This window comes from Rhodanobacter sp. BL-MT-08, from assembly GCF_054161255.1.
Genome location: NZ_CP167872.1, coordinates 2,294,610 through 2,315,288 on the forward strand (window position 1 = coordinate 2,294,610; position 20,679 = coordinate 2,315,288).

Consider the following 20,679-nt stretch of genomic DNA (forward strand, 5'->3'; position numbering starts at 1 on the left):
ATACGGTCCCGGTTTCCATCGAAGGTGGATTCTGCAGCGAACGTGCGCGAGCCGGATTACTACTTCGCGACAGAAGCCTTTCGGCCGGTCATCGAGATAGCCGAAGGCTCCACGCTGATGCCCGATCGACACAGCAGATCGCTGAGGAATTCACCGGCTGGCGTCAACGGCAGATCCGGCCGACGGATCATCACGATGGCCGGCGCTGGCAGGGTCTCGCGCACGTTGATGATTTGCAGGGCGTCTTGCGTGGGCGGAAATTCGGCCCACTGCACGGGCAGCATCGCCAGCAGATCGCTGTGCGCGAGCCCCACGATCACCGACATGGCCGAGTGCGCGCGCAGCTTGACTCGCGGCGCGGGTAAATCGTGGCAGGCAAACAAACGGGTCATGTCATCTTCGGTGCTGCCGTAGTCGACGGCAGTGGTCATCCAGTCGGCATCGACCAGCTCGGCCAGCGTGGTGGCGCCGGCCATGGGGTGACCCTTACGGCACACCACGGCGCGCGTGTTCTCGAACAGCGGCTGCACCACCAGGCCGGCGGCCGGCGCCGTGCGCGGTGCGGCGCCGAGATAGAAGTCGATACTGCCCTGGCGCAGCGCACTCTCCACGTCCGGAAACAGCCCCTCGATCAATTGCAGCAGCACGTTCGGATAGCGGCGCCGGAATATCGGCAGCGCGTAAGGCAGCATGCCCACGTGCGGCATGATTGACAGCGCGACGCAGACCACGCCTTCGGCGTCACCGCTGTCCTGCGAAATTTCATCCAGCGCGCGCCGCGCTTCGTTGACCATGACGCTGGCGCGCAGATGAAAGCGCTGGCCGATGGGCGTGAGCACCATGCCGGTGGTCTCTCGCACAAACAGCGCGGCACCCACCTCGCGCTCCAGCGCCCGCACGCTGCGAGTCAACGCCGGCTGCGGCATGTTCAGTCGTCGCGCGGCGGCGCGCAGGCTGCCATGTGCCACGATGGCGACCAAGTGTCTCAATTGTTCGAGCTTCATGGTTTCTCTGCGATGGGCGACGCGTCGACAGCGTGATGGAGTAGATGACCGTGTTCCGTCAGACGAGCAGATAAACCGCTATTTTCAGCCGATGCGGAAATCGAATCACGATCGTGGTTTTGCCATCTTATCGGACTGCGAAGGGGCGCGTAGTTTCCACGCATCCGCCGGGGTGGGCGGGGAAAAACGGCGAAAATATTGCGTTGCAACAAAGGGTTGCGGCAGCTTTTGGAACTACGGCGTTGGCTGCGCAAGCTCTGGGTGCAAATCGAACATCCCTGACACTGAGTGCATCGGTCCGAGACGATTGACTGATCGGATCCATCGAAACGGCGAACATGATCGCCGGCATGCACGCAGCGTAGCGTTGTAATCGGAGAAGCGAATGACTTTGCAGGCTGCACGTAGCCCATGGCGCATTGTGCTGGGGGCGGTTCTGGGACTGGTGGTTGGCAACGGGCCGATCATGCAGTTTTCCTTTGGCGTATTCATCAAGCCGGTGTCGGCCGAACTCGGCGTGCAGCGCGGCACGCTGTCCACCGCGCTGATGATCGGCCTGGTGCTGACCGGCCTGGCTACGCCCTTCGTCGGCCGCTACGTTGACCGCCACGGCATACGACGCATTGCACTGTCCGCCATCGTGCTGTTTGCCATTGGCATGGCGATGATCGGGCAGGTCACGACATCGTTGATGACCTTCATCATGCTTTACGCGCTCACCGGTCTGGTGGCCGCGGGCCAGACGCCGTTGATCTACGCCAAGGCGGTATCGGCCGCCTTCGATCGTCGCCGCGGGCTGGCGCTGGGCGTGGCGATGGCCGGCGTCGGCGTGGGCACGGCGCTGGTGCCGCGTCTGGCGCAGTATCTGATCGATCACGTCGGCTGGCGGCATGCTTATCTAGGCCTCGGCGCGCTTACCGCCGTCGTGGCGATTCCGGCGATCATCTGGCTTGTCGATGGCGGTGCCTATGAGAAGGGCGTGCCGCCCGAACTGCCCGGCCTCACGGCGAAGGAAGTGGTGCGCACCGGTACGTTCTGGAAACTTGTGCTGGCCTTTTTCGCACTGGCCACCGCCGCCAGCGGCACCATTGCGCACCTGGTGCCGCTGATGACCGATCGCGGCATTCCGGCGGCCACCGCCGCCAACGTGCTGGCTACTGCGGGCCTCGCGCTTATCGCCGGCCGTCTGCTGGCAGGTTATCTGCTCGACCGTTTTTTTGCGCCCTACATCGCGGCGACGTTCTTCGCTATGCCGATCATCGGCATCCTGATGCTGCTTTCCACCAACAGCGTGGCGATGGCGATACCGAGCATCATGCTGGTCGGACTGGGGTTGGGAGCGGAAGTGGATTTCATCGCTTACCTGCAGTCGCGCTATTTCGGCCTGCGCGCTTTCGGCGAAGTCTACGGCTACTTTTTTGCGGTCTTCATGTTCGGCTCCGGCGTGGGCCCGTTTCTGGTCGGCATGGGCTTTCAGAAATTGCACAACTACGAAGTGCCGCTTTACGTGATCTGCGGCGGGTTGCTGATTGCCTGCCTGCTGATGTTGATCCTTGGTCCTTATCGTTATGGGCAGAACCAGGCCCTGGGTGGACAAGGCGACCGCGCTTCGCCGCTGCTGGAAACCAAGCCAGCGCATTGATCGACTGACTGGCGGAAGAGTGACTTCCGCGCTGCATGAGTTCACCAACACCACATCGGGTTGTCGTCAGACGACCACGACTCTACAGACGCGCCTGGTGCAGGCGCCACAGAAGGGGAATGACGCATGTACAAGACTCTGTCGCCTGTCTCCCGCCGCCTGCGCGTAGCCGCGCTGGCCGGTGGTTTCGTCGCCATCGGTGCGCTGGCAAGCGCTGCGCAAGCCACCGAAAACGGTGGCACGACGTATCCGATCGGCGTGTTCACGATCAATCCCGGCTTTTCGCCGCCGCCGGACCCGCTAAGTTTTTTCAGCTACAACTCTTACTACAGCGCCAATACGCTGGAGTCAACCAGCCCGAAAAAGCCGACTGATTTTTCTGTGTGGTCGGCGGTGTCGTCCGAGCGTTTCGATGTGACGTATCCGGTGGATCTGGGCGACGACATCCACATCGGTTCGCGCCTTGTGATTCCGCTGATCGATCTGCATCAGAGCGTGGTGGCTGGCGGCAAGCCGCGCAGCCAGAGCGTGTCCGGCGTGGGCGACGTGCTGATTGCGCCGCTATTGATTGGCAAGGTGTCGCAGACTTCGTTCGGCACGATTGCGCAGCAGGCGAATCTCACCATCAGCCTGCCGACGGGTTCGTACGACAAGAACAACCTCGTCAACCTCGGCCACAACTTCACCGCATGGCAGTGGAACTACGGCGTGTCGTGGCTGCCGACCAAGACGACCAATATCGGTTTTCAGGCGGTGTATGTCGTCAACCAGAAAAACAGCGCCACCAACTATCAGTCTGGCGACGAGTTCGACGTCGACTGGGTCGCCGGTGTGATGGTGGCGCCGCGCCTGTGGGTGGAAGCCAACGGCTACTACTACAAGCAGGTCAGCCGCGACATGCAGAACGGTTTGCCCTTCAACAACGGCAACTACGGCAAGGCGCTGGGTTTCGGTCCGCAGCTGCGCTACACGTTCCCGCACGGCGGCGGCATCACTGCGAAGTGGCAGCATGAGACCGACGTGGAAAACCGCGCACGCGGCAACCGTTACTGGATCCAGATCTATCTCCCGCTGTGGCGTGCCAAACACGACGCCTGACCGATGGCGATGCGTCAGGCGAATCACCCTGCGCATCGCGCCATCTTATTTGCGCCGGCATGACGAACTACCGTGATGTTCTGGCGCGACGCCACCTTACTCTTTGCAAACACACACGAGATTGCGCATGACTGATCGAAGAAAAGCCCTGGTCACCGGCGGCGGCACCGGCATCGGCCGCAGCGCGGTGCTGGCACTGGCCGACGCCGGCTACGACATTGCCATCAACTACGCCTCCAGCATCAAGGCCGCCGAGGCCGTGGCGGCCGAAGCGCAGGCACGCGGTGCAAAAACGCTGCTTCTGCAGTGCGACGTCAGTGACGATACCGCCGTGCGCGCCATGCTGCAGAAAGTGGAAGATGCGTTTGGCCATCTGGACGCCCTGGTCAATAACGCCGGCACCACCGCCACGTGGAAAGTGCGCGATCTGGAAAGCCTGGACATGGACGCATGGGACCGCACGTTTGCGGTGAACGTGCGCGGCACGTTTCAGGTGACGCGCGCCGCCGTACGCCTGCTGAAAAAGGGCAGCGATCCGGCGGTGGTGAACACCGCCAGCATCGTCGGCCTGCGCCCCGGTCCGCAGCCGCCGCCGTACTCGGCCAGCAAGGCAGCGCTGATCAACCTGACCAAAACGCTGGCCTGGAATCTCGGCCCGGAGATTCGCGTCAACGCGGTGGCGCCCGGCTGGATGGAAGGCGAGTGGATGGAGCGCATGCTGGCCGACAAGTACGACGACCTGATGGGCAAGCGCGCCCGCGCCACGCCGCTGCGTCGCTGCGTGACTGCCTATGACGTGGCGCAGACCATGCTCGACCTGCTGCGACCCAACCGCTTCGTGACCGGCGAGATCGTGGTGATCGATGGCGGTTTCAGCAGCTCAACTTGAAAGGACGCTCTCTCATGCTTGAAGGTTTTGTTCCCTTTCCCGACGACTATGCGCGTCGCTATCGCGAGCGCGGCTACTGGCTCGATCGCAGCCTCGCGCAGGAGTTTGCCGACGTGTTCGCGCGCTTCGCCGAGCGCACCGCGCTGATCGACGGCGAGCGACGTTATACCTACGTCGAGCTCGATCGCGTCACCGACAATCTGGCCTTGAATCTGCTGGAGCTGGGGCTGCGCCCGCTGGATCGCGTGGTGCCGGTTCTGCCGAACGTGGCCGAGTTCGTGATTCTGTATTTTGCGCTGCAGAAGATCGGCGCCATTCCGATTGCCGCGCTGGTCACGCACCGCTATGCCGAGATCAGCCAGTTCACCCAGCTGTCCGGCGCACGCGTTTGCGTGTATCCGGAAAGCGTCGGTGACTTCCGCTTTGCGCCGATGATCGAGCGCGTTCAGAACGAGCATCCGTCGATGCAGCTGCGCATCGTGCTGGGCCAGGCAGGGGAGGGCGAGCATTCGCTTACCGAACTCATAACGCGACCAGCCAGCCTGCCGATGAGTGCGCTGCGCGAGCTGGTGATCGAGCCGGGTGATCCGTGCATCTTTCAATTGTCCGGCGGTACCACCGGTATCCCCAAGCTCATTCCGCGCACCAACAACGATTACGCCTATAACTCGAAAATCACGGCCGAGGTCGCCGGCGTGGAGGCCGACTCGGTGCTGCTGCTGGTGCTGCCGATCGCGCACAATCTGCCGCTGGCGTGCCCGGGCATTCAGGGCTTCATGTTCAAGGGAGCCACCGTGGTGCTGCATGCCAACACGCGCCCGGCGGAAATGTTCGCGCTGATCCAGCAGCATGGTGTGACACATCTCAAGGTGGTGCCGGCGCTGCTGATCCGTCTGATCAACGATCCGGCTGTGCACGACTACGCGCTCGATTCGGTGCGGCAGATTCAGAGCGGCGGTCAGCGTATGCAGCCGGAGGTTCGGCTGCGCACGCGCGAACTTTTCCGCAACGCGTTCGTGCAGGAAAACTTCGGCATGTCCGAAGGCCTGCTGATGTTCGTGCGCAAGGGTGATCCGGAAGAGGTGCTGCTGGAAACCTGCGGTCGCCCGGTGTGTGTGGACGACGAAGTCAAGCTGATCGACGACGACGGCGCCGAAGTGGCCGACGGCGAGATCGGCGAGCTGGCCTGCCGCGGTCCTTACACCTTGCGTGGGTACTTCGGCGTGCCGGAGTACAACGCCAAGCAGTTTACGCCGGACGGTTTCTATCGCTCCGGCGACCTGATGCGCAAGCATCCGTCGGGTAACTACATTGTCGAAGGTCGCAAGAAGGATCTGATCAACCGCGGCGGTGAAAAGATCAGCGCCGAAGAAATCGAGAACCTCATCCTCACCCATCCGGCCGTGCAGAACGTGGCCTGTGTGCCGATGCCTGACCCGGCCCTCGGTGAAAAGATGTGCGCCTTCGTGATCCTGAAAAACGGCCAGTCGCTGAACCTGGCGGAGCTGGTGGCCTTTCTGCAGCGCTACGAGATCGCCAAGTTCAAATTGCCCGAACGTCTCGAACTGTTGCCCGAATTTCCGCTGTCGACCTTTGGCAAGGTTTCGAAGAAGGCGCTTGCTGAAAAAGTGGCCGCCATGCTGGCGCCCGCGGCCTGAGCCTTCAAGCGCTTATCCAATAACCATTCGAATTTTCTATCACCACGGAACGTTATGCGCATTATCGATTTGCACTGCTATCCCGGCACCCAGACCTGGATCGATGCCCAGGGTCCTTACGTGGAAGCGCTGGCGACCTACTGGAAGCGCGACTGGGTCGGCAAGGCCGAGGACGATGTCGTCGCCGAGTTCACCGCCGCCGGCGTCGATGCGTGCCTGGTGGCGCTTGATCTGGAAACCACGGTTGCCACGCCGCCGTGCACCAACCAGTACGTGCACGACATCTGGAAGCGTCATCCGCAGCGCATCATTCAGTGCTGGGGTGCGGTGGAGCCGGCCAAGGGCGAGATCGCCATCCGCGAGGCGCGTGCTGCGGTAAAAGACTTCGGTTTCATGGGTTTCCACTTTCATCCGATCATGCAGCACTTCGCCGTCAACGACCGTCGCTATTACCCGCTGTTCGAAGAGATCGCTTCGCTCGGCGCGGCGGTGATGATCGACGTGGGCACTACAGGCATGGGTGCGGGCATGCCTGGCGGCATGGGCGCACGCATCAACCACGCGCACCCGTCGGCCGTCGACGACCTGGCGGCAGATTTCCCGCAGCTCAAAATCATCATGGCGCACCCGGGCTGGCCATGGGTGGAAGAAACCACGGCGGTGGCGCTGCACAAGGGCAACGTTTACTGGGAAATGTCCGGCTGGGCGCCCAAGCATTTTCCGGGCAATTTGAAAGTGGATATCCGCGGTCGTCTGCAGGACAAGATCATGTTCGGTAGCGACTACCCGAGCCTGCCGTACGACCGCATCCTGCGCGAATGGGCCGAGCTGGGCTACAAGAATGAAGTCATGGAAAAGATCATGCATGCCAACGCCGAGCGCGTGCTGGGCCTGTGATGCAGAACGCCTATATTTGCGACGGCATTCGCACGCCGATCGGCCGCTTTGGCGGTGCGCTGTCCAGCGTGCGCACCGATGACCTGGGCACGGTGCCGCTGCGGGCGCTGATGGCACGCAACCCTGGCGTCGACTGGAGCCGGCTGGAAGAAATCTACTACGGCTGCGTCAATCAGGCCGGCGAAGACAACCGCAACGTGGCGCGCATGTGCGCCCTGCTGGCCGGACTGCCGGTGACGGTAGCCGCCGCCACCGTCAACCGGCTGTGCGGCAGCGGGCTCGAAGCCATGGCGTCGGTCGCGCGTGGTATTGGCTGTGGTCAACTCGATCTGGCCATTGCTGGCGGTGTGGAGAGTATGAGCCGCGCGCCGCTGGTGATGCCCAAGGCGACCACGGCGTTTTCGCGTCATGCGGAAATCCACGACACGACCATCGGCTGGCGCTTCGTCAATCCGCGCATGGTCGATCTGCACGGCGTCGATTCGATGGGCGACACCGCGGAAAACGTGGCCGAGGAACACGGCATCTCGCGCGCCGATCAGGATGCGTTCGCCCTGCGCAGCCAGCAGCACGCAGCCCAGGCCATCGCCGACGGCGTCTTTGCCGAGGAAATCACCAGCGTGGAAGTGGCCGGTGCGCGACGTGGCGAAGTGCAAGTGGTGGACAGGGACGAACACCCGCGCCCGCAGACCACGCTCGACGATCTGGCCCGATTGAAGCCGGCCTTCCGCAAGGGCGGTACGGTCACAGCGGGCAACGCGGCCGGCATCAACGACGGCGCGGCAGCGCTACTGCTGGCCAGCGAAGCCGGTGCGAAGCATGCAGGCCTCACTCTCATAGCGCGCATTGTCGGCATTGCCACCGCAGGCGTGCCACCGCGCGTGATGGGCGCCGGCCCCATTCCCGCGATTCAAAAGCTGCTTGTACAGACGAATCTGGCAATCACCGATTTCGACGTGATCGAACTCAACGAGGCCTTTGCGGCACAGGCGCTCGCCGTGCTGCGCGCGTTTGGACTGCCGGACGACGGTGCGCACATCAACCCGCACGGCGGCGCGATTGCGCTGGGCCATCCGCTGGGCATGTCCGGCGCGCGCCTGGCACTGACCGCTGTGCGTCAATTGCAGCGCACCGGCGGCCGCCTGGCCTTGTGCAGCATGTGCATCGGCGTCGGCCAGGGCATTGCCGTGGCGATCGAGGCGGTTTGAGCAGACCATTTCGACTATCGATAGAAAACGGAAACCCACGCCATGACCGATGCACCGATACTTTTTGAAAAGCGCGGGCACATCGCGCTGCTGACGCTCAATCAGCCCGACACGCGCAATGCGCTCAGCGGCGAGGCAATGTTTGCCGCCTTCGAAGATCTGTTCGCCGCCATCAACGCCGATATGGAAGTGCGCGTGGTGGTGCTGACCGGCGCGGGCAGCGCGTTCTGCTCAGGCGGCAATATCGCCGAGATGCGCGACCGTACCGGCATGTTTGCCGGCGATCCCGACGCCATCGTGCAAAATTACCGTCGCGGCATTCAGCGCATTCCCCGCGCATTCCAGGCGCTGCATGTGCCGATCATCGCGGCGGTGAACGGTCCGGCGATCGGCGCCGGTAACGATCTGGCGTGCATGTGCGACATGCGCATCGCGTCGACGCGCGCGCGCTTCGCCGAAAGCTTCGTCAAGGTCGGCATCGTGCCCGGCGACGGTGGCTGCTGGTTTCTGCCGCGCGCGGTGGGCATGGCGCGCGCGGCCGAGATGCTGTTCACCGGCGATGCGGTCGAGGCCGACGAGGCGCTGCGCATCGGCCTGGTGTCGCGCGTGGTCGAACCCGAGGCGCTTATCGATGAAGCGATGAAACTGGCGGCTCGCGTGGCGGCCAATCCGCCGCAGGTTCTGCGCTGGGCCAAGCAGCTGCTGCAGCAGGCGCAGCATGCGACGGTGGATGAGGCGCTCGATGGGGCCGGCCGGTTTCAGGGTCTGGCGCATCAGACGCGCGATCACGCCGAAGCGGTGAACGCTTTCTTCGACAAGCGTGCGCCGCAGTTCACCGGCGAATAGGAAGCGACATGACCGAGGAAAACGTTCCATCGCCGATGCTGCTGGAGCATCGGCCCGCACCGGGCGTGGTGCATCTTTGCCTGAATCGTCCACAGGTGCTCAATGCGCTCAATCTCTCGCTTCGCCGCCTGCTGGCCGAGACGTTCATGCGGCTGGACCAGGACGACAGCGTGCGCGCCATCATCCTCGGCGGCAGCGAGCGCGCGTTCTGCGCCGGAGCCGACCTGAAGGAATACGTCGACGCGGCGCCCATGGAAATCGTTTCGCGCGATATGGACCGGCTGTGGGGCGCGATTGCACAGTGCCGCAAGCCGGTTATAGCTGCCGTGTGCGGCCATGCTCTTGGCGGCGGCTGCGAGCTGGCCATGCACGCCGATCTGATCATTGCCGGCGCGTCCGCGCGCTTCGGACAACCCGAAGTGCTGATCGGGCTGATGCCCGGCGGTGGCGCCACGCAGCGTCTGACGCGCGCTGTTGGCAAATTCTGCGCGATGAAGCTGCTGCTGACCGGCGAGGCCATCAGTGCGCAAGAGGCGCTGGCGATCGGACTGATAAGCGAGCAGGTCGACGACGATAAGGTCGAACCGCGCGCGCTGGCGCTGGCGACCACCATTGCCGCGTTGCCGGTGATGGCCGTGCGCTTCATCAAGGAGGCCGTGCTCAACAGTATGAGCACCACGCTTGATCAGGGCCTGCAGATGGAGCGCAAGTCCTTCCAGCTGCTGTTCGACTCACCGGACAAGACCGAGGGCATTCGAGCGCGGCTGGAAAAGCGGCCGGCTCAGTTTGCCAGCACGCCCCGGTCGTAATCGACAGCGCGCATTCGAAAGCGTGTCGGCGTGGCCTAAGCGAACCTCACCACGTCAGCATGATCTTGCCGATATGCGAACTGCTCTCCATCAGCTGATGCGCCTTGGCGGCATCGGCGGCGGGAAAGACCTCGTGGATGATGGGTTGTACTTTGCGCGATCCCAGCAGCGGCCAGACATGCTCGTGCAGGGCTTTGGCGATGGCCGCCTTGAACGCGACGGAGCGCACGCGCAGCGTGGAACCGGTAATGGTGAGGCGGCGGCGCATGATTACGCCGGCGTCGATGGTGGCCTTGGCGCCACCCAGCGTGGCGATGACCACCAGTCGGCCGTCTTCGGCCAGCAGCTCGATCTCTCGCGGCAGATAATCGCCGGCGACCATATCGAGAATCACGTCGACGCCCGCATCGTCGGTATGACGTTTCACTTCTTCAACGAAATCCTGCTCGCGGTAGTTGATCGCGACGGCGCCCAGCTTTTCGCAGGCCGCGCATTTGTCGGCGCTGCCGGCGGTAGCGAAGACGCGATAACCGAAGGCGTGCGCGAGCTGGATCGCCGTGACGCCGATGCCGCTGGAGCCGCCTTGTACCAGCAGTGATTCATCCTTGCCGCGGCTGCCCTGGCCGAGCTTGCCGCGATCGAAGACGTTGCTCCAGACGGTGAAGAAATTCTCCGGCAGCGCCGCCGCTTCGACCATCGAGAAACCTTTCGGCACGGGCAGGCATTGCAGTAGCGGCGCCACCGCATACTCGGCATAACCACCGCCGCCGATCAGCGCGCACACCGCGTCGCCACGCTTCAGGCCGAAGGGATTGTCGCCGTCCAGGTCACCCTCGACCAGTTCGCCCGCCATTTCCATGCCGGGAATGTCGGAGACGCCCGGCGGCGGCGGGTAATGGCCCTGGCGCTGAAATACGTCGGGCCGATTGACGCCCGACGCGGCGACCTTGATCAGCACCTCCCCCTTGCCGGGCCTGGGCACGTCGCGCGATCCCAGGGTGAGAACGTCCGGCTCACCCGGATGCGTGATGTCGATGACTTGCATGGTGGACATGTTGTTCCTCTGACAACGAATGAAAGTAGCGGCGACTACATGCGTACGCCGCTGAAAGGCAAACTCAGGCCGAAGCTTTTTTACCGGCCTCGTCGAGCGACTTGAACTCCTCGTCCGACAGCTTGATGCCGACCGCTGCCACGTTTTCTTCCAGATGCGACACCTTCGACGTGCCGGGGATCGGCAGCATCACCGGGCTGCGCTGCAGCACCCAGGCCAGCGCGATCTGGCTGGGCGCGGCGTTGTGTTTCTTGGCGATGGCGTCGAGTACGGAGCCGGGTTTGGCCAGATCACCTGCGGCCAGCGGAAACCACGGGATAAAGCCGATGTTGTGCTTGGCACAGTAGTCCAGCACCTTTTCGCTGGCGCGGTCGACCAGGTTGTACTTGTTCTGGACGGTGGCAACTTCGAAGTGTTTGCCCGCCGCTTCGATGTCGTCGATCGACACCTCGCTCAGTCCGGCGTGCGCAATGATGCCGTCGTCGATCAGCGATTTGATCGCGGAAAACTGCTCGTCGCGCGGTACCTTGGGGTCGACGCGATGCAGCTGCCACAGGTCGATGCGCTCCACGCCGAGATTCCGCAGGCTCTTGTGTGCCTGCTGGATCAGGTATTCCGGGCGGCCGACCGGTATCCACTTGTCCGGACCCGTGCGCGTGAGGCCACCCTTGGTCGCAATGACCAGACCCATGTACGGATGCAGCGCTTCGCGAATCAGCGGTTCGGAGACATCGGGCCCGTACGAATCGGCGGTATCGATGAAGTTGACGCCGAGCTCGGGCAGGCGTTTGAGCGTACGCAGGCATTCGGCGCGATCGGCCGGATCGCCCCACACGCCCTTGCCGGTGATGCGCATGGCGCCGTAGCCGAGGCGATGAACCTCAAGCTCGCCACCGATCTTGAATGAGCCCGACTGCGATGCGTTGATGGTCGACATGGGAAAGCCCTCATATAGGAAATAAAGCGGGAGTTAGCGGCCTGAATAGGGCGCAGGTATGACTGACTATCTGTGGGCGCATCGACGTTCGACAACCGCCCTGGCGACGCCAGTGCCGGCGACTGTCCGGGGCGACGTCACGGAGACGTGGGAGCGGCTGCCGCCGTTTTGCCAGCAACCGGCGTCACGCGCCACACGATATTGCCCACGTCATCGGCAACCAGCAACGCGCCCTTGCCATCGGTGATCACACCAACCGGTCGGCCCTGCGCTTCACCCTTGGCATTGAGGAAGCCGCTCAGCACGTCTTCGGGCGGCCCGGACGGCTGGCCGTTCTGAAACGGCACAAAAACAACCTTGTAGCCGCTGCGCGGATTGCGGTTCCACGAGCCGTGCTGGCCGATGAAGGCGCCGTTGTCGTAATGCGTGGGCAACAGGTGCGCGGTGTAGAAGGTGAGACCCAGCGACGCCGTATGCGGGCCCAGCGCGTAGTCGGGGTTGATGGCTTTGGCGACCAGAGCGGGATTCTGCGGCTGCGCACGCTTGTCCACGTGCTGGCCGTAATAGCTGAAGGGCCAGCCGTAGAAACCGCCGTCCTTCACCGCGGTCATGTAATCGGGGACCAGATCGCTGCCGATCTCATCACGTTCGTTGACGGCGGTCCACAGCGCGCCGCTTTGCGGTTGCCAAGCCATGCCGTTTGGGTTGCGCAGGCCCGTCGCAAAAACGCGCGAGGTGCCGCTGGCGATATCGAATTCGAGAATGCGTGCGCGATCGTGTTCCACCGCCAGACCGTTCTCGCCCGCGTTGCTGTTGGAACCGACGGTGATATACAGCTTGGTCCCGTCGGGACTGGCGATGACATTCTTGGTCCAGTGATGATTGATCGTGCCGGCGGGCAGGTCCATGACCTTGGTCGGCGCGGCCGTAATGGCCGTTTCGCCCGGCACGTAGGGAAAGCTCAGCAAGGCATCGCTGTCCGCGACGTACAGCGTGTGGCCAACCAGCGCCATGCCGAACGGCGAGCTGAGGTTTTTCAGAAACACCGTCTGCGTATCGGCAATGCCGCTGTCGTGCGTGTCGCGCAGCAAAGTAATGCGGTTGGCGCTGGGTACGCCTGCGCCCGCGCCAGCCATCACCTTCTTGGTGATCCAGCCCCTGATGCCGCGGGTGTCGTCGGGCTTCGGCGGTGCGTTGGTTTCGGCAACCAGCACATCGCCGTTGGGCAAGGTGTAAAGCCAGCGCGGATGATCCAGGCCCTTGGCGAACGCGTTCACTGCAAGACCCGGCGCAACGACGGGCGTCCCGCCGGCCGGCCAGCCCACCGCTTTGGCCGTTTTCATCGTGGGAAACAAAGTCTTGTTCGGTGCAGGCAGTTCGGGGTGGGCGCCCGTACCCTCGCGCACCGGCAGTGTGGCGGTATCGCCGCAGCCGACCAGCGCAAGCGTCATCGAGAGGACGATGGCCGACGAGACGGCGGTTCGAAAGAAAACACGCATGACCTTACTCCGGTGTGTAAGCCGCTAGTGCATACCTTTACCGGGGAACGCTGTGTGAAAACTTAGCGCGTCATGGACGCACGCATCACGTGCGACGTGGAGAAATGCTGAACGGCTAGCGCCACTGGCGCCGCCGGATTCTCGTTTTTATCGACCGCGTTGGAGCAACTCATGGCTGATCAGAAAAAACTGTTTCTTACCGAACTTCGTCTCCGCGGTGAGTCTAATCACTGGCGCGTCGATGCGCGCTACACCGGCGCAGTAGAGCAAGAGGAGGGCGGCGACGACTCCGCCAATCAGCAGGGCGACGGAGAGGAGAAGAAGTCGTCCCAGCCGGAGGAAATTCAGCTGTCGATTCTGGTGCCGGCGGGCGACCGCTCGGTGGTCGATCTGCAGATCGATGCGATGGATAGAGCTATCGCTTTCCTGCAGACCACGGTGAACGCGGCGCGCCAGGAGCAGATCAACCGATCGGACGCTCCCGTCGGCGAATAGGCTAGTCCGCGACCGTCGATGAATTGACCCACAAAGTATTGTCGCGAGTGATCTTTGCGGGCATGGTTGATCGCCACTACGCGTGAACAACGGATCCATCTTTGAACGGTAACGACAACCTGCTGGCGATCGATTGCGCCAGCGTGATGCAGGGTGATCGCCTCGTGCTCGACCGTCTCAGCCTGAGCATTGCCGACGGACAGCACACCGCGATACTCGGCCCCAACGGCTCGGGCAAGTCCACCCTGGTGAAGCTGATTGCACGCCAGCTCTATCCGCTGGCGCAGCGCGATGGCAGCGGCACGGTGCGTATCTTCGGCCGCGACCGCTGGAATGTGGCCGAGCTGCGCAGCCTGCTCGGCATCGTTTCGCCGGCGGTGCAGCTGGATTACACCAGCGACACGCCGGTGGAGGTGTTCGATGCGGTTGTGTCTGGTTTCTTTGCGGCGCGCGGCGTCAGCTTTCATCATCAGGTAACCGACGACATGCGCAACCGCGCGGCAGAGGCGCTGTCAAAAGCCGGCGCCGCGGATCTGGCCGGCCGCTACATGGCCAGCCTGTCTACAGGCGAGGCTCGACGCGTGCTGATTGCCCGCGCGCTCGTCCATCAACCGCGTGCGCTGCTGCTGGACGAGCCGTGCGCTGGGCTGGATATGGCCAGCCGCCGACGCTTTCTTGAAAGCCTGCGCGAGCTGGCGCGCGCCGGTACGACGTTGCTGCTGGTCACGCATCACGTCGAGGAAATTCTGCCGGAAATCGACCATGTCGTGCTGCTGCGCGACGGGTGGGTTTTTCGAGAGGGTTCGAAGGCTGAGACACTGACTGATAGGGCGCTGTCCGATACGTTCGGCATGCCGGTGCGGGTGACGCGGCACGGCGATTACTACGCCGCTGCGCTGGACTGAGTCGAGGTCCGTATCGGACGCTATGCGGGCTTACCAATCCGTCGGCTTATAGTCCTTTAGAAATTGTCCCCACACGTGTTCGCCGGTGCGTATGCCGTGGATAATCGGATCGACGATGCGCGCTGCGCCGTCGATGATGTCCAGCGGCGGATGAAAGCGTTCCTCGATGACTTTCTTCGCCGCCAGCCCAGCAGGGTCTTCGTCGGTCACCCAGCCGGTATCCACGCTGTTCATGTGGATGCCGTCGTTGTGATAGTCGGCGGCGGAGGTGCGCGTCATCATGTTGAGCGCGGCCTTGGCCATATTGGTGTGCGGGTGGCGTGTGGTCTTGAAGCTGCGGTAGAACTGGCCCTCCATCGCGGAGACGTTGACGATGTGCTTGTCCCGCTCCGGCGTGCGCAGCATCAGCGGCTTCAGCCGTGCGTTGATGATAAAGGGCGCGATCGCGTTGACCAGCTGCACCTCAAGCAATTCTACCGACGGCACTTCCGCCATCAGCAGTCGCCAGGAATTGCGTTCGCGCAGATCGATCTGCTGCAGGTCCTGATCGAGCCTGCCCTCGGGGAACAGGTGCTGCTGTGCCAGCAGTTCTTCCGGCAGCAGCGGCAGCTGCGAGAGTTCGGCTGCGCGGGTGAGGCCGGCAATCTTCGACGCGCTGCCTGTCGCAGCGATGTCGCCAGCGTTGGCCTCAGGCAACAAATGCGCCCCACGCAGCCCTTCGTAATGGCCGACCAGCTGGCGCACGTGCGCGGGCAGATCGTGCAAACCGGCCGTTTCGCCGTCCATCATGTGGGCGTAGAAATCGGGCGGACGCCGTACCGTCTGGCAGGCGTTGTTGATGATGAAGTCGAGGCGCGGCCGCGTCGTCAGCAGCTCGTGACAGAACGCCTCGACGCTGGGCGTATGGCGCAGGTCGAGGCCATAAATCTGCAGCCGGTCGCTCCACTGCGCGAAGTCGGGCTCTTCGGCATAGCGCGCGGCGGAGTCGCGCGGAAAGCGTGTGGTGACGATCAGCTCGGCGCCGGCGCGCAGCAGCTTCAACCCGGCCTGATAGCCGATCTTGACCCGGCCGCCGGTCAGCAGCGCCACGCGTCCGCGCAGATCTGCCGACTCGGTGCGCTTGGCGTAGTTGAACGCGGCGCATTCCGGGCACAGCTGGTCGTAGAAGAAATGAATGGTCGAATACTTTTTCTTGCAGACGTAGCAGTGCTGCGGTTCGATGGCCTCGCGCGGCTGCGCGGCATCCGCATCGGGCGGCACGTCATGCGCCTCGAAGCCTTCAGGCGCAAACGCGCTGGGCGCGCTGAACACCGGCTTGCGGCGCAGCGCGCGAATGCCGGTCTGGTTGAGCACTTCATCGTCGGCGCGGATCTTGGACGCGTAATGCGCTTTCTGCCGGGCCTTGAGCTTGACCCGCCGCACCGCTGGATCGGGGTGATATACGTTGGCTACCGCCTGCTGCAGTCGCCCGCGCTCCTGCGCCGGCAGGGCGGCCAGCAGCAGCGGATCGGCAGCCAGCGATTCGAGCAGAGCCGTCGCTTCGCGCAGTCGTTCGAGCAGGGCCGAGTCCATGTCGTCGGAAGCGGGTGGGTTTGGCGGGATGCTGGTCAAGATATTTTCCGCGGTCGTAAGGTGACAAGTCATGCTGGGCAACAGCGCATTCCTCGCTGAGTGGCCGCGTAAACCCGCTATTTTGCCTGCATTCGCCGGCTAGCGCTCGTGCCCCATCTCGTATCCATGCGCGTAGCCGCAGCGGCATCGGTCAACGAGCCGCATACTTCAGCTCTGTTAAAACGGTGCGTGAAGATACGAATGCCGGCTCGCGTACCTTTACGCAGAGCTTCATCAACGCGAGGTAGTCATGAGCAGCGCGACAGCATTGCCCCACGTGATCATTATCGGCGGCGGCTTCGGAGGGCTGAGCGCTGCGCGTGCGCTGCGCCGGGCGCCCGTGCGCATCACGTTAATCGACCGCACCAATCATCACTTGTTTCAGCCGCTGCTGTACGAGGTAGCGACGGCGGGACTTTCCGGACCGGATATCGCGGCGCCGCTGCGGCATATCCTGCGCAAGCAGGCCAACGTCACCGTACGCATGGAAACGGTCACCTCGATCGACGTTGCGGACAAGCGCGTGTCGATGGGTGATGACGCGCTGGAGTACGACTATCTGATCGTCGCTACCGGCTCCAGCCACGCCTATTTCGGCCACGACGACTGGGCCACCGACGCACCGGGTATGAAGACGATGAACGATGCGCTGGCGATTCGCCGGCATATTCTCAACGCCTTCGAGGCGGCCGAACGCGAGCCGGATCCGTCAAGGCGCGCCAGCTGGCTCAGCTTCGTGGTGATTGGCGCCGGTCCGACCGGCGTGGAGCTGGCCGGGACGCTGGCGGAGATTGCGCATCACACCCTGGTCAACGAGTTTCGCGTGGCCGACCCGCATCAGGCGCAAATTCATCTGGTCGAGGCGGGTCCGCGCGTGTTGGGATCGATGCCGCAGGGTCTGTCCGCGAAAGCGCAGCAGCAGTTGGAGAAAATGCAGGTGCGCGTGCATCTGAATTCGGCTGTCACCGGCGTCGGCGACGACCATGTGCAGATCGGCGAGCAGCGCATTGATGCGCGTACCCTGGTGTGGGCAGCCGGCGTTGCCGCGTCATCGCTGGGCCGTCAGCTGGATACGCCGTGCGACCGCGCCGGTCGCGTGCAGGTATCGCCCGACCTGTCGCTGCCGCAGCACCCGGAGGTGTTCGTCATCGGCGATCTGGCGCATCTCGTGGATCGCGGCAAGCCGGTGCCGGCGCTGTCGCCGGCCGCCAAGCAGATGGGCGCACACGCGGCGAAGATGATCCGCGAGCGCATGGCGAGCCGACCAACGCGTGCGTTTTGCTACAAGGATTACGGCAGCTTCGCCACCATCGGTCGCGGCAAGGCGGTGGCCGATCTGCGCGGCCTCCATCTGTCCGGTCCCGTTGCGTGGTGGCTGTGGCTTGTCGTGCACATTTTCTTTCTGATCGGCTTCGGCAATCGCATGCTCATCACCACCGGCTGGGCCTGGTCGTATCTCACCTGGCAGCGCAACGCACGGATCATCGTCGGCGGCGAATCGCGAAAGTAGCGTGCTTGGCTAGTCGCCGCCGCTGCGCACCTGCGCATGGCTGATCAGCGCAAAGATAAAGCTGCCGCCGACGATATTGCCGGCCAGCGTGGGTAGCGCAAAGCGCAGCGCGTAGTCGGCAAAAGGAACGTCGCCGGCAAACACTAGATACAGCGATTCGATCGTACCGACGATGATGTGCGTGAAGCCGCCGATGGCAATGAGATAGGTCACGATCACGATGATGGCGATCTTGGCCTTCTCGGCCGAGGGCAGCAGCCACACCAGGGTGGCGATCAGCCAGCCGGCGAGAATGCCCTTGGTGAACATCTGCAGCGGCGAGTTCTTCATCAGCTCCTTGCCGATGTCCGTGAAAGCGGCTTGGGTATCGCCGTCGAACTGCTGCAGATGCAGGATGCCGTACGCAAACAGCGCCGCGCCGATGAGGTTGCCGACCAGCACAATGCCCCACATGCGCAGCAGTGAGCCGAGCTTGCGCAGGCTGGGCTCGGTCATCAGCGGCAGCACCGCGGTCATGGTGTTTTCGGTAAACAGCTGCTGCCGGGCCAGAATCACCACCAGATAGCCAAAGCAGTAGCCGAAATTTTCGACCAGAAACCGGCCGGGAAAATCGCCCAGATGCGCATGCAGCAGGCCGCGCGCCAGCAGCGAAAAGCCCATCGACATGCCGGCCGCGAGTGATGACCAGCCCAGCGCCGCGACGCCGCGCTTGAGCTCGTGCTCGCCCTCGCGACGGATGATTTCATGCAGCACCGCCGCGCGCGGTGGGCGCTTTTCCTCGACGTCACCCTGTTCATTGCCCGATAGCGCAAAGCCGTCGTGGAGACCCATGTCGTCGCTATCGGATTCGCCATCGTGTTGTCGCTGGGGCAGCTTGTCGTTCATGCGCACGCTCCGTGGGTGGCGTCATCCATGGAGCCAAAAGGGTGTCGATAGTGTACGGAGCTTTGTATCGGCGGCGTCGATGCGCGGGAAATCGTGGAAGCTTTATCCAGGCGCCGGCCGCTGTTTTGGCCGATAACCGCTGAGCTCATCGCCGGCGTCGTGCGCAAAGCCTGAGTGCCAGCGCATCGAGCTGAGCGAGATCAGCGTCACCACGATGAAGGCGATGGAAAAATCCATCAGACGCGGCTCGGTGTGATCACCCGCGGCCATGGTCAGCTTGAGAATCAGCGCGCCGCTGCACACGCCTACGGAAAGCATCAGCTGCTGCAGCGTGGTGTACAGGCTGCTGGCCGCGCTGGTGCGCGCGTTGGGTACCGCCTCGTAGGCGACGGTGTTGTAGGCGGCAAACTGAAACGACATGAAGGCGCCGCAGCAGAACAGCAGGCTGAACATCAGCCAGTCCGGCCAGCCGGGGCGGAAAAACGCGCAGACCGCGTAGCCCAGGCTGGAAAGCATGCCGTTGACCATCATGCCGCGGCGAAAGCCGGTCATTCGCAGAAGGCGCGGCGTCACGGCGCGCATGACCAGCGCTCCCAGCGAGGTGGCCAGAATCAGCTTGCCGCTGTGCACGGCCGACAGGCCAAAGCCGATCTGGAAAAGCAGCGGCAGCAGAAACGGCTGCGCGCCCTGCGTCACGCGCATCAGCGAACCGGAGATCACCGACAGGCGGAATGAGTCGATCTTCAGCAGCGACAGATCCATCAGCGGATCGGGTCGCCGCTTCGCATGCCAGACATACGCGGCGCAGGCGGCGGTGCCGATGGCGAGCAGGAGGAGGGCGCGCATCAGGTCGGCGTTCTGTCCGATGGTTTCGAAGCCGAACAGCAGGCAGCCCAGGCCCACACCGCACAGCGCAAAACCGAGAAAATCAAAGCGCGTCGGCATTGATTCGCTGGGAATCTCCGGCACAAACCGGCGTACCAGCCAGAAGCCGAGCAGGCCGATCGGCACGTTGATATAGAAGATCCAGCGCCAGCTGAGGTAGCTGACGATGAATCCCCCCAGCGGCGGCCCGATCAGCGGCCCGAGAAACGCGGGCACCAGCGTCCACGACATGGCCGAGACGAGATTGCGCCGCTCCACCGTGCGCAGCAGGATGAGCCGCCCGATCGGTGCCATCATCGCGCCCCCGGCGCCCTGAAGCAGCCGCGCGGCAACCATGGCGGGCAGGCTGGTCGTCAATGAGCAGACAATTGAACCGGCGACGAACACGCCGATCGCCACGCTGAAAACGCGCCGCGCGCCAAAACGATCGGCCATCGCGCCGCTGGCCGGAATGAAGATCGCCAGCATCAGCAGGTACGAGGTAATCGCGATGCTCATCGCCGGTGCGGTCACGACAAAATCGCGAGCCATCGCGGGCAACGCGGTCGCCAGCACGGTGGCGTCCATCTGCTCCATGAAAATGGCGCAGGCGACAATCAGCGAGGTGACGCGGTAATCGGGAAACACCGGTGCCGGGGGAGCCGGCGCCACGGTTTCCTCAATGGAGGAGCTCGCCACTGGAAATCCTTTGAGTGAGTAGTCCGTTCGGCACGGCGAGCCGGGGGAGGCCAGCAAGAGCACTCAAGAAAGCGACGCCCGTTTCGTGCGTCGGAACGCCTCAATTATTCGCCTGTGGACCGACGAGGACAAGCGCGGTCCATTTCTTTGGCTACGATTGGCCGCGCGT

18 protein-coding genes are annotated in these 20,679 nt (G+C 63.4%); 11 read left to right on the plus strand and 7 right to left on the minus strand.

Going from position 1 to position 20,679, the window contains the following annotated elements; translation table 11 throughout:
• Positions 1-59: 59 nt before the first annotated feature.
• Positions 60-1,004, minus strand: coding sequence for a LysR substrate-binding domain-containing protein (locus ACDK93_RS10075; protein ID WP_458068361.1), 945 nt, complete (start codon positions 1,002-1,004; stop codon positions 60-62).
• Between the two features lie 385 nt (positions 1,005-1,389).
• Here ACDK93_RS10075 and ACDK93_RS10080 point away from each other — a divergent pair, with 385 nt between their 5' ends.
• The 8 genes from ACDK93_RS10080 to ACDK93_RS10115 all read left to right on the plus strand — a co-directional run bounded on the left by ACDK93_RS10080 (position 1,390) and on the right by ACDK93_RS10115 (position 10,051).
• On the plus strand, positions 1,390-2,646 hold the full coding sequence (locus ACDK93_RS10080; RefSeq protein ID WP_458068363.1) for an MFS transporter: 1,257 nt from the start codon (positions 1,390-1,392) through the stop codon (positions 2,644-2,646).
• A 126-nt stretch (positions 2,647-2,772) separates the two neighbouring features.
• Complete coding sequence (locus ACDK93_RS10085; protein ID WP_458068365.1) at positions 2,773-3,744, plus strand: SphA family protein; 972 nt, start codon at positions 2,773-2,775, stop codon at positions 3,742-3,744.
• Positions 3,745-3,871: 127 nt separating this feature from the next.
• Complete coding sequence (locus tag ACDK93_RS10090) at positions 3,872-4,633, plus strand: SDR family NAD(P)-dependent oxidoreductase (protein WP_458068366.1); 762 nt, start codon at positions 3,872-3,874, stop codon at positions 4,631-4,633.
• Between the two features lie 14 nt (positions 4,634-4,647).
• On the plus strand, positions 4,648-6,291 hold the full coding sequence (locus ACDK93_RS10095; RefSeq protein WP_458068367.1) for a (2,3-dihydroxybenzoyl)adenylate synthase: 1,644 nt from the start codon (positions 4,648-4,650) through the stop codon (positions 6,289-6,291).
• 54 nt (positions 6,292-6,345) lie between these two features.
• Positions 6,346-7,188: an amidohydrolase family protein gene (locus ACDK93_RS10100; protein WP_458068369.1), complete on the plus strand. Its 843-nt coding sequence runs from the start codon at positions 6,346-6,348 to the stop codon at positions 7,186-7,188.
• The gene (gene pcaF / locus ACDK93_RS10105) at positions 7,188-8,396 is read left to right on the plus strand and encodes a 3-oxoadipyl-CoA thiolase (protein WP_458068370.1); all 1,209 of its coding nucleotides are present in this window, start codon (positions 7,188-7,190) and stop codon (positions 8,394-8,396) included. The genes ACDK93_RS10100 and pcaF overlap by 1 nt, the downstream gene beginning before the upstream one ends.
• Positions 8,397-8,438: 42 nt before the next feature.
• On the plus strand, positions 8,439-9,242 hold the full coding sequence (locus tag ACDK93_RS10110; RefSeq protein ID WP_458068371.1) for a crotonase/enoyl-CoA hydratase family protein: 804 nt from the start codon (positions 8,439-8,441) through the stop codon (positions 9,240-9,242).
• A gap of 8 nt (positions 9,243-9,250) precedes the next feature.
• On the plus strand, positions 9,251-10,051 hold the full coding sequence (locus ACDK93_RS10115) for an enoyl-CoA hydratase-related protein (RefSeq protein WP_458068372.1): 801 nt from the start codon (positions 9,251-9,253) through the stop codon (positions 10,049-10,051).
• A 46-nt stretch (positions 10,052-10,097) separates the two neighbouring features.
• Here the strand turns inward: ACDK93_RS10115 and ACDK93_RS10120 are convergent, their stop codons facing one another.
• From ACDK93_RS10120 to ACDK93_RS10130, 3 genes are all read right to left on the minus strand, one after another.
• Positions 10,098-11,096: an NAD(P)H-quinone oxidoreductase gene (locus tag ACDK93_RS10120; protein ID WP_458072417.1), complete on the minus strand. Its 999-nt coding sequence runs from the start codon at positions 11,094-11,096 to the stop codon at positions 10,098-10,100.
• Positions 11,097-11,169: 73 nt separating this feature from the next.
• On the minus strand, positions 11,170-12,042 hold the full coding sequence (locus tag ACDK93_RS10125) for an aldo/keto reductase (RefSeq protein WP_458068373.1): 873 nt from the start codon (positions 12,040-12,042) through the stop codon (positions 11,170-11,172).
• Between the two features lie 137 nt (positions 12,043-12,179).
• Positions 12,180-13,541: a PQQ-dependent sugar dehydrogenase gene (locus ACDK93_RS10130; protein ID WP_458068375.1), complete on the minus strand. Its 1,362-nt coding sequence runs from the start codon at positions 13,539-13,541 to the stop codon at positions 12,180-12,182.
• Between the two features lie 171 nt (positions 13,542-13,712).
• On the opposite strand from ACDK93_RS10130, the gene ACDK93_RS10135 reads away from it, so the two are divergent.
• Positions 13,713-14,036: a hypothetical protein gene (locus tag ACDK93_RS10135; protein WP_458068376.1), complete on the plus strand. Its 324-nt coding sequence runs from the start codon at positions 13,713-13,715 to the stop codon at positions 14,034-14,036.
• A gap of 146 nt (positions 14,037-14,182) precedes the next feature.
• Positions 14,183-14,941 (plus strand): ABC transporter ATP-binding protein, encoded by a 759-nt coding sequence (locus ACDK93_RS10140; RefSeq protein WP_458072418.1) that lies wholly within the window; start codon positions 14,183-14,185, stop codon positions 14,939-14,941.
• Between the two features lie 30 nt (positions 14,942-14,971).
• On the opposite strand, the gene ACDK93_RS10145 is transcribed toward ACDK93_RS10140, so the two are convergent.
• On the minus strand, positions 14,972-16,513 hold the full coding sequence (locus ACDK93_RS10145; RefSeq protein ID WP_458072419.1) for an SDR family NAD(P)-dependent oxidoreductase: 1,542 nt from the start codon (positions 16,511-16,513) through the stop codon (positions 14,972-14,974).
• Positions 16,514-16,802: 289 nt separating this feature from the next.
• Between ACDK93_RS10145 and ACDK93_RS10150 the strand changes: the two genes are divergently transcribed.
• Positions 16,803-18,062: an NAD(P)/FAD-dependent oxidoreductase gene (locus tag ACDK93_RS10150; RefSeq protein WP_458068377.1), complete on the plus strand. Its 1,260-nt coding sequence runs from the start codon at positions 16,803-16,805 to the stop codon at positions 18,060-18,062.
• Positions 18,063-18,071: 9 nt separating this feature from the next.
• Here ACDK93_RS10150 and ACDK93_RS10155 read toward each other — a convergent pair whose 3' ends face one another.
• Positions 18,072-18,947 (minus strand): formate/nitrite transporter family protein, encoded by an 876-nt coding sequence (locus ACDK93_RS10155; RefSeq protein ID WP_458068379.1) that lies wholly within the window; start codon positions 18,945-18,947, stop codon positions 18,072-18,074.
• A gap of 102 nt (positions 18,948-19,049) precedes the next feature.
• The gene (locus ACDK93_RS10160; RefSeq protein WP_458068381.1) at positions 19,050-20,510 is read right to left on the minus strand and encodes an MFS transporter; all 1,461 of its coding nucleotides are present in this window, start codon (positions 20,508-20,510) and stop codon (positions 19,050-19,052) included.
• Positions 20,511-20,679: the final 169 nt, after the last annotated feature.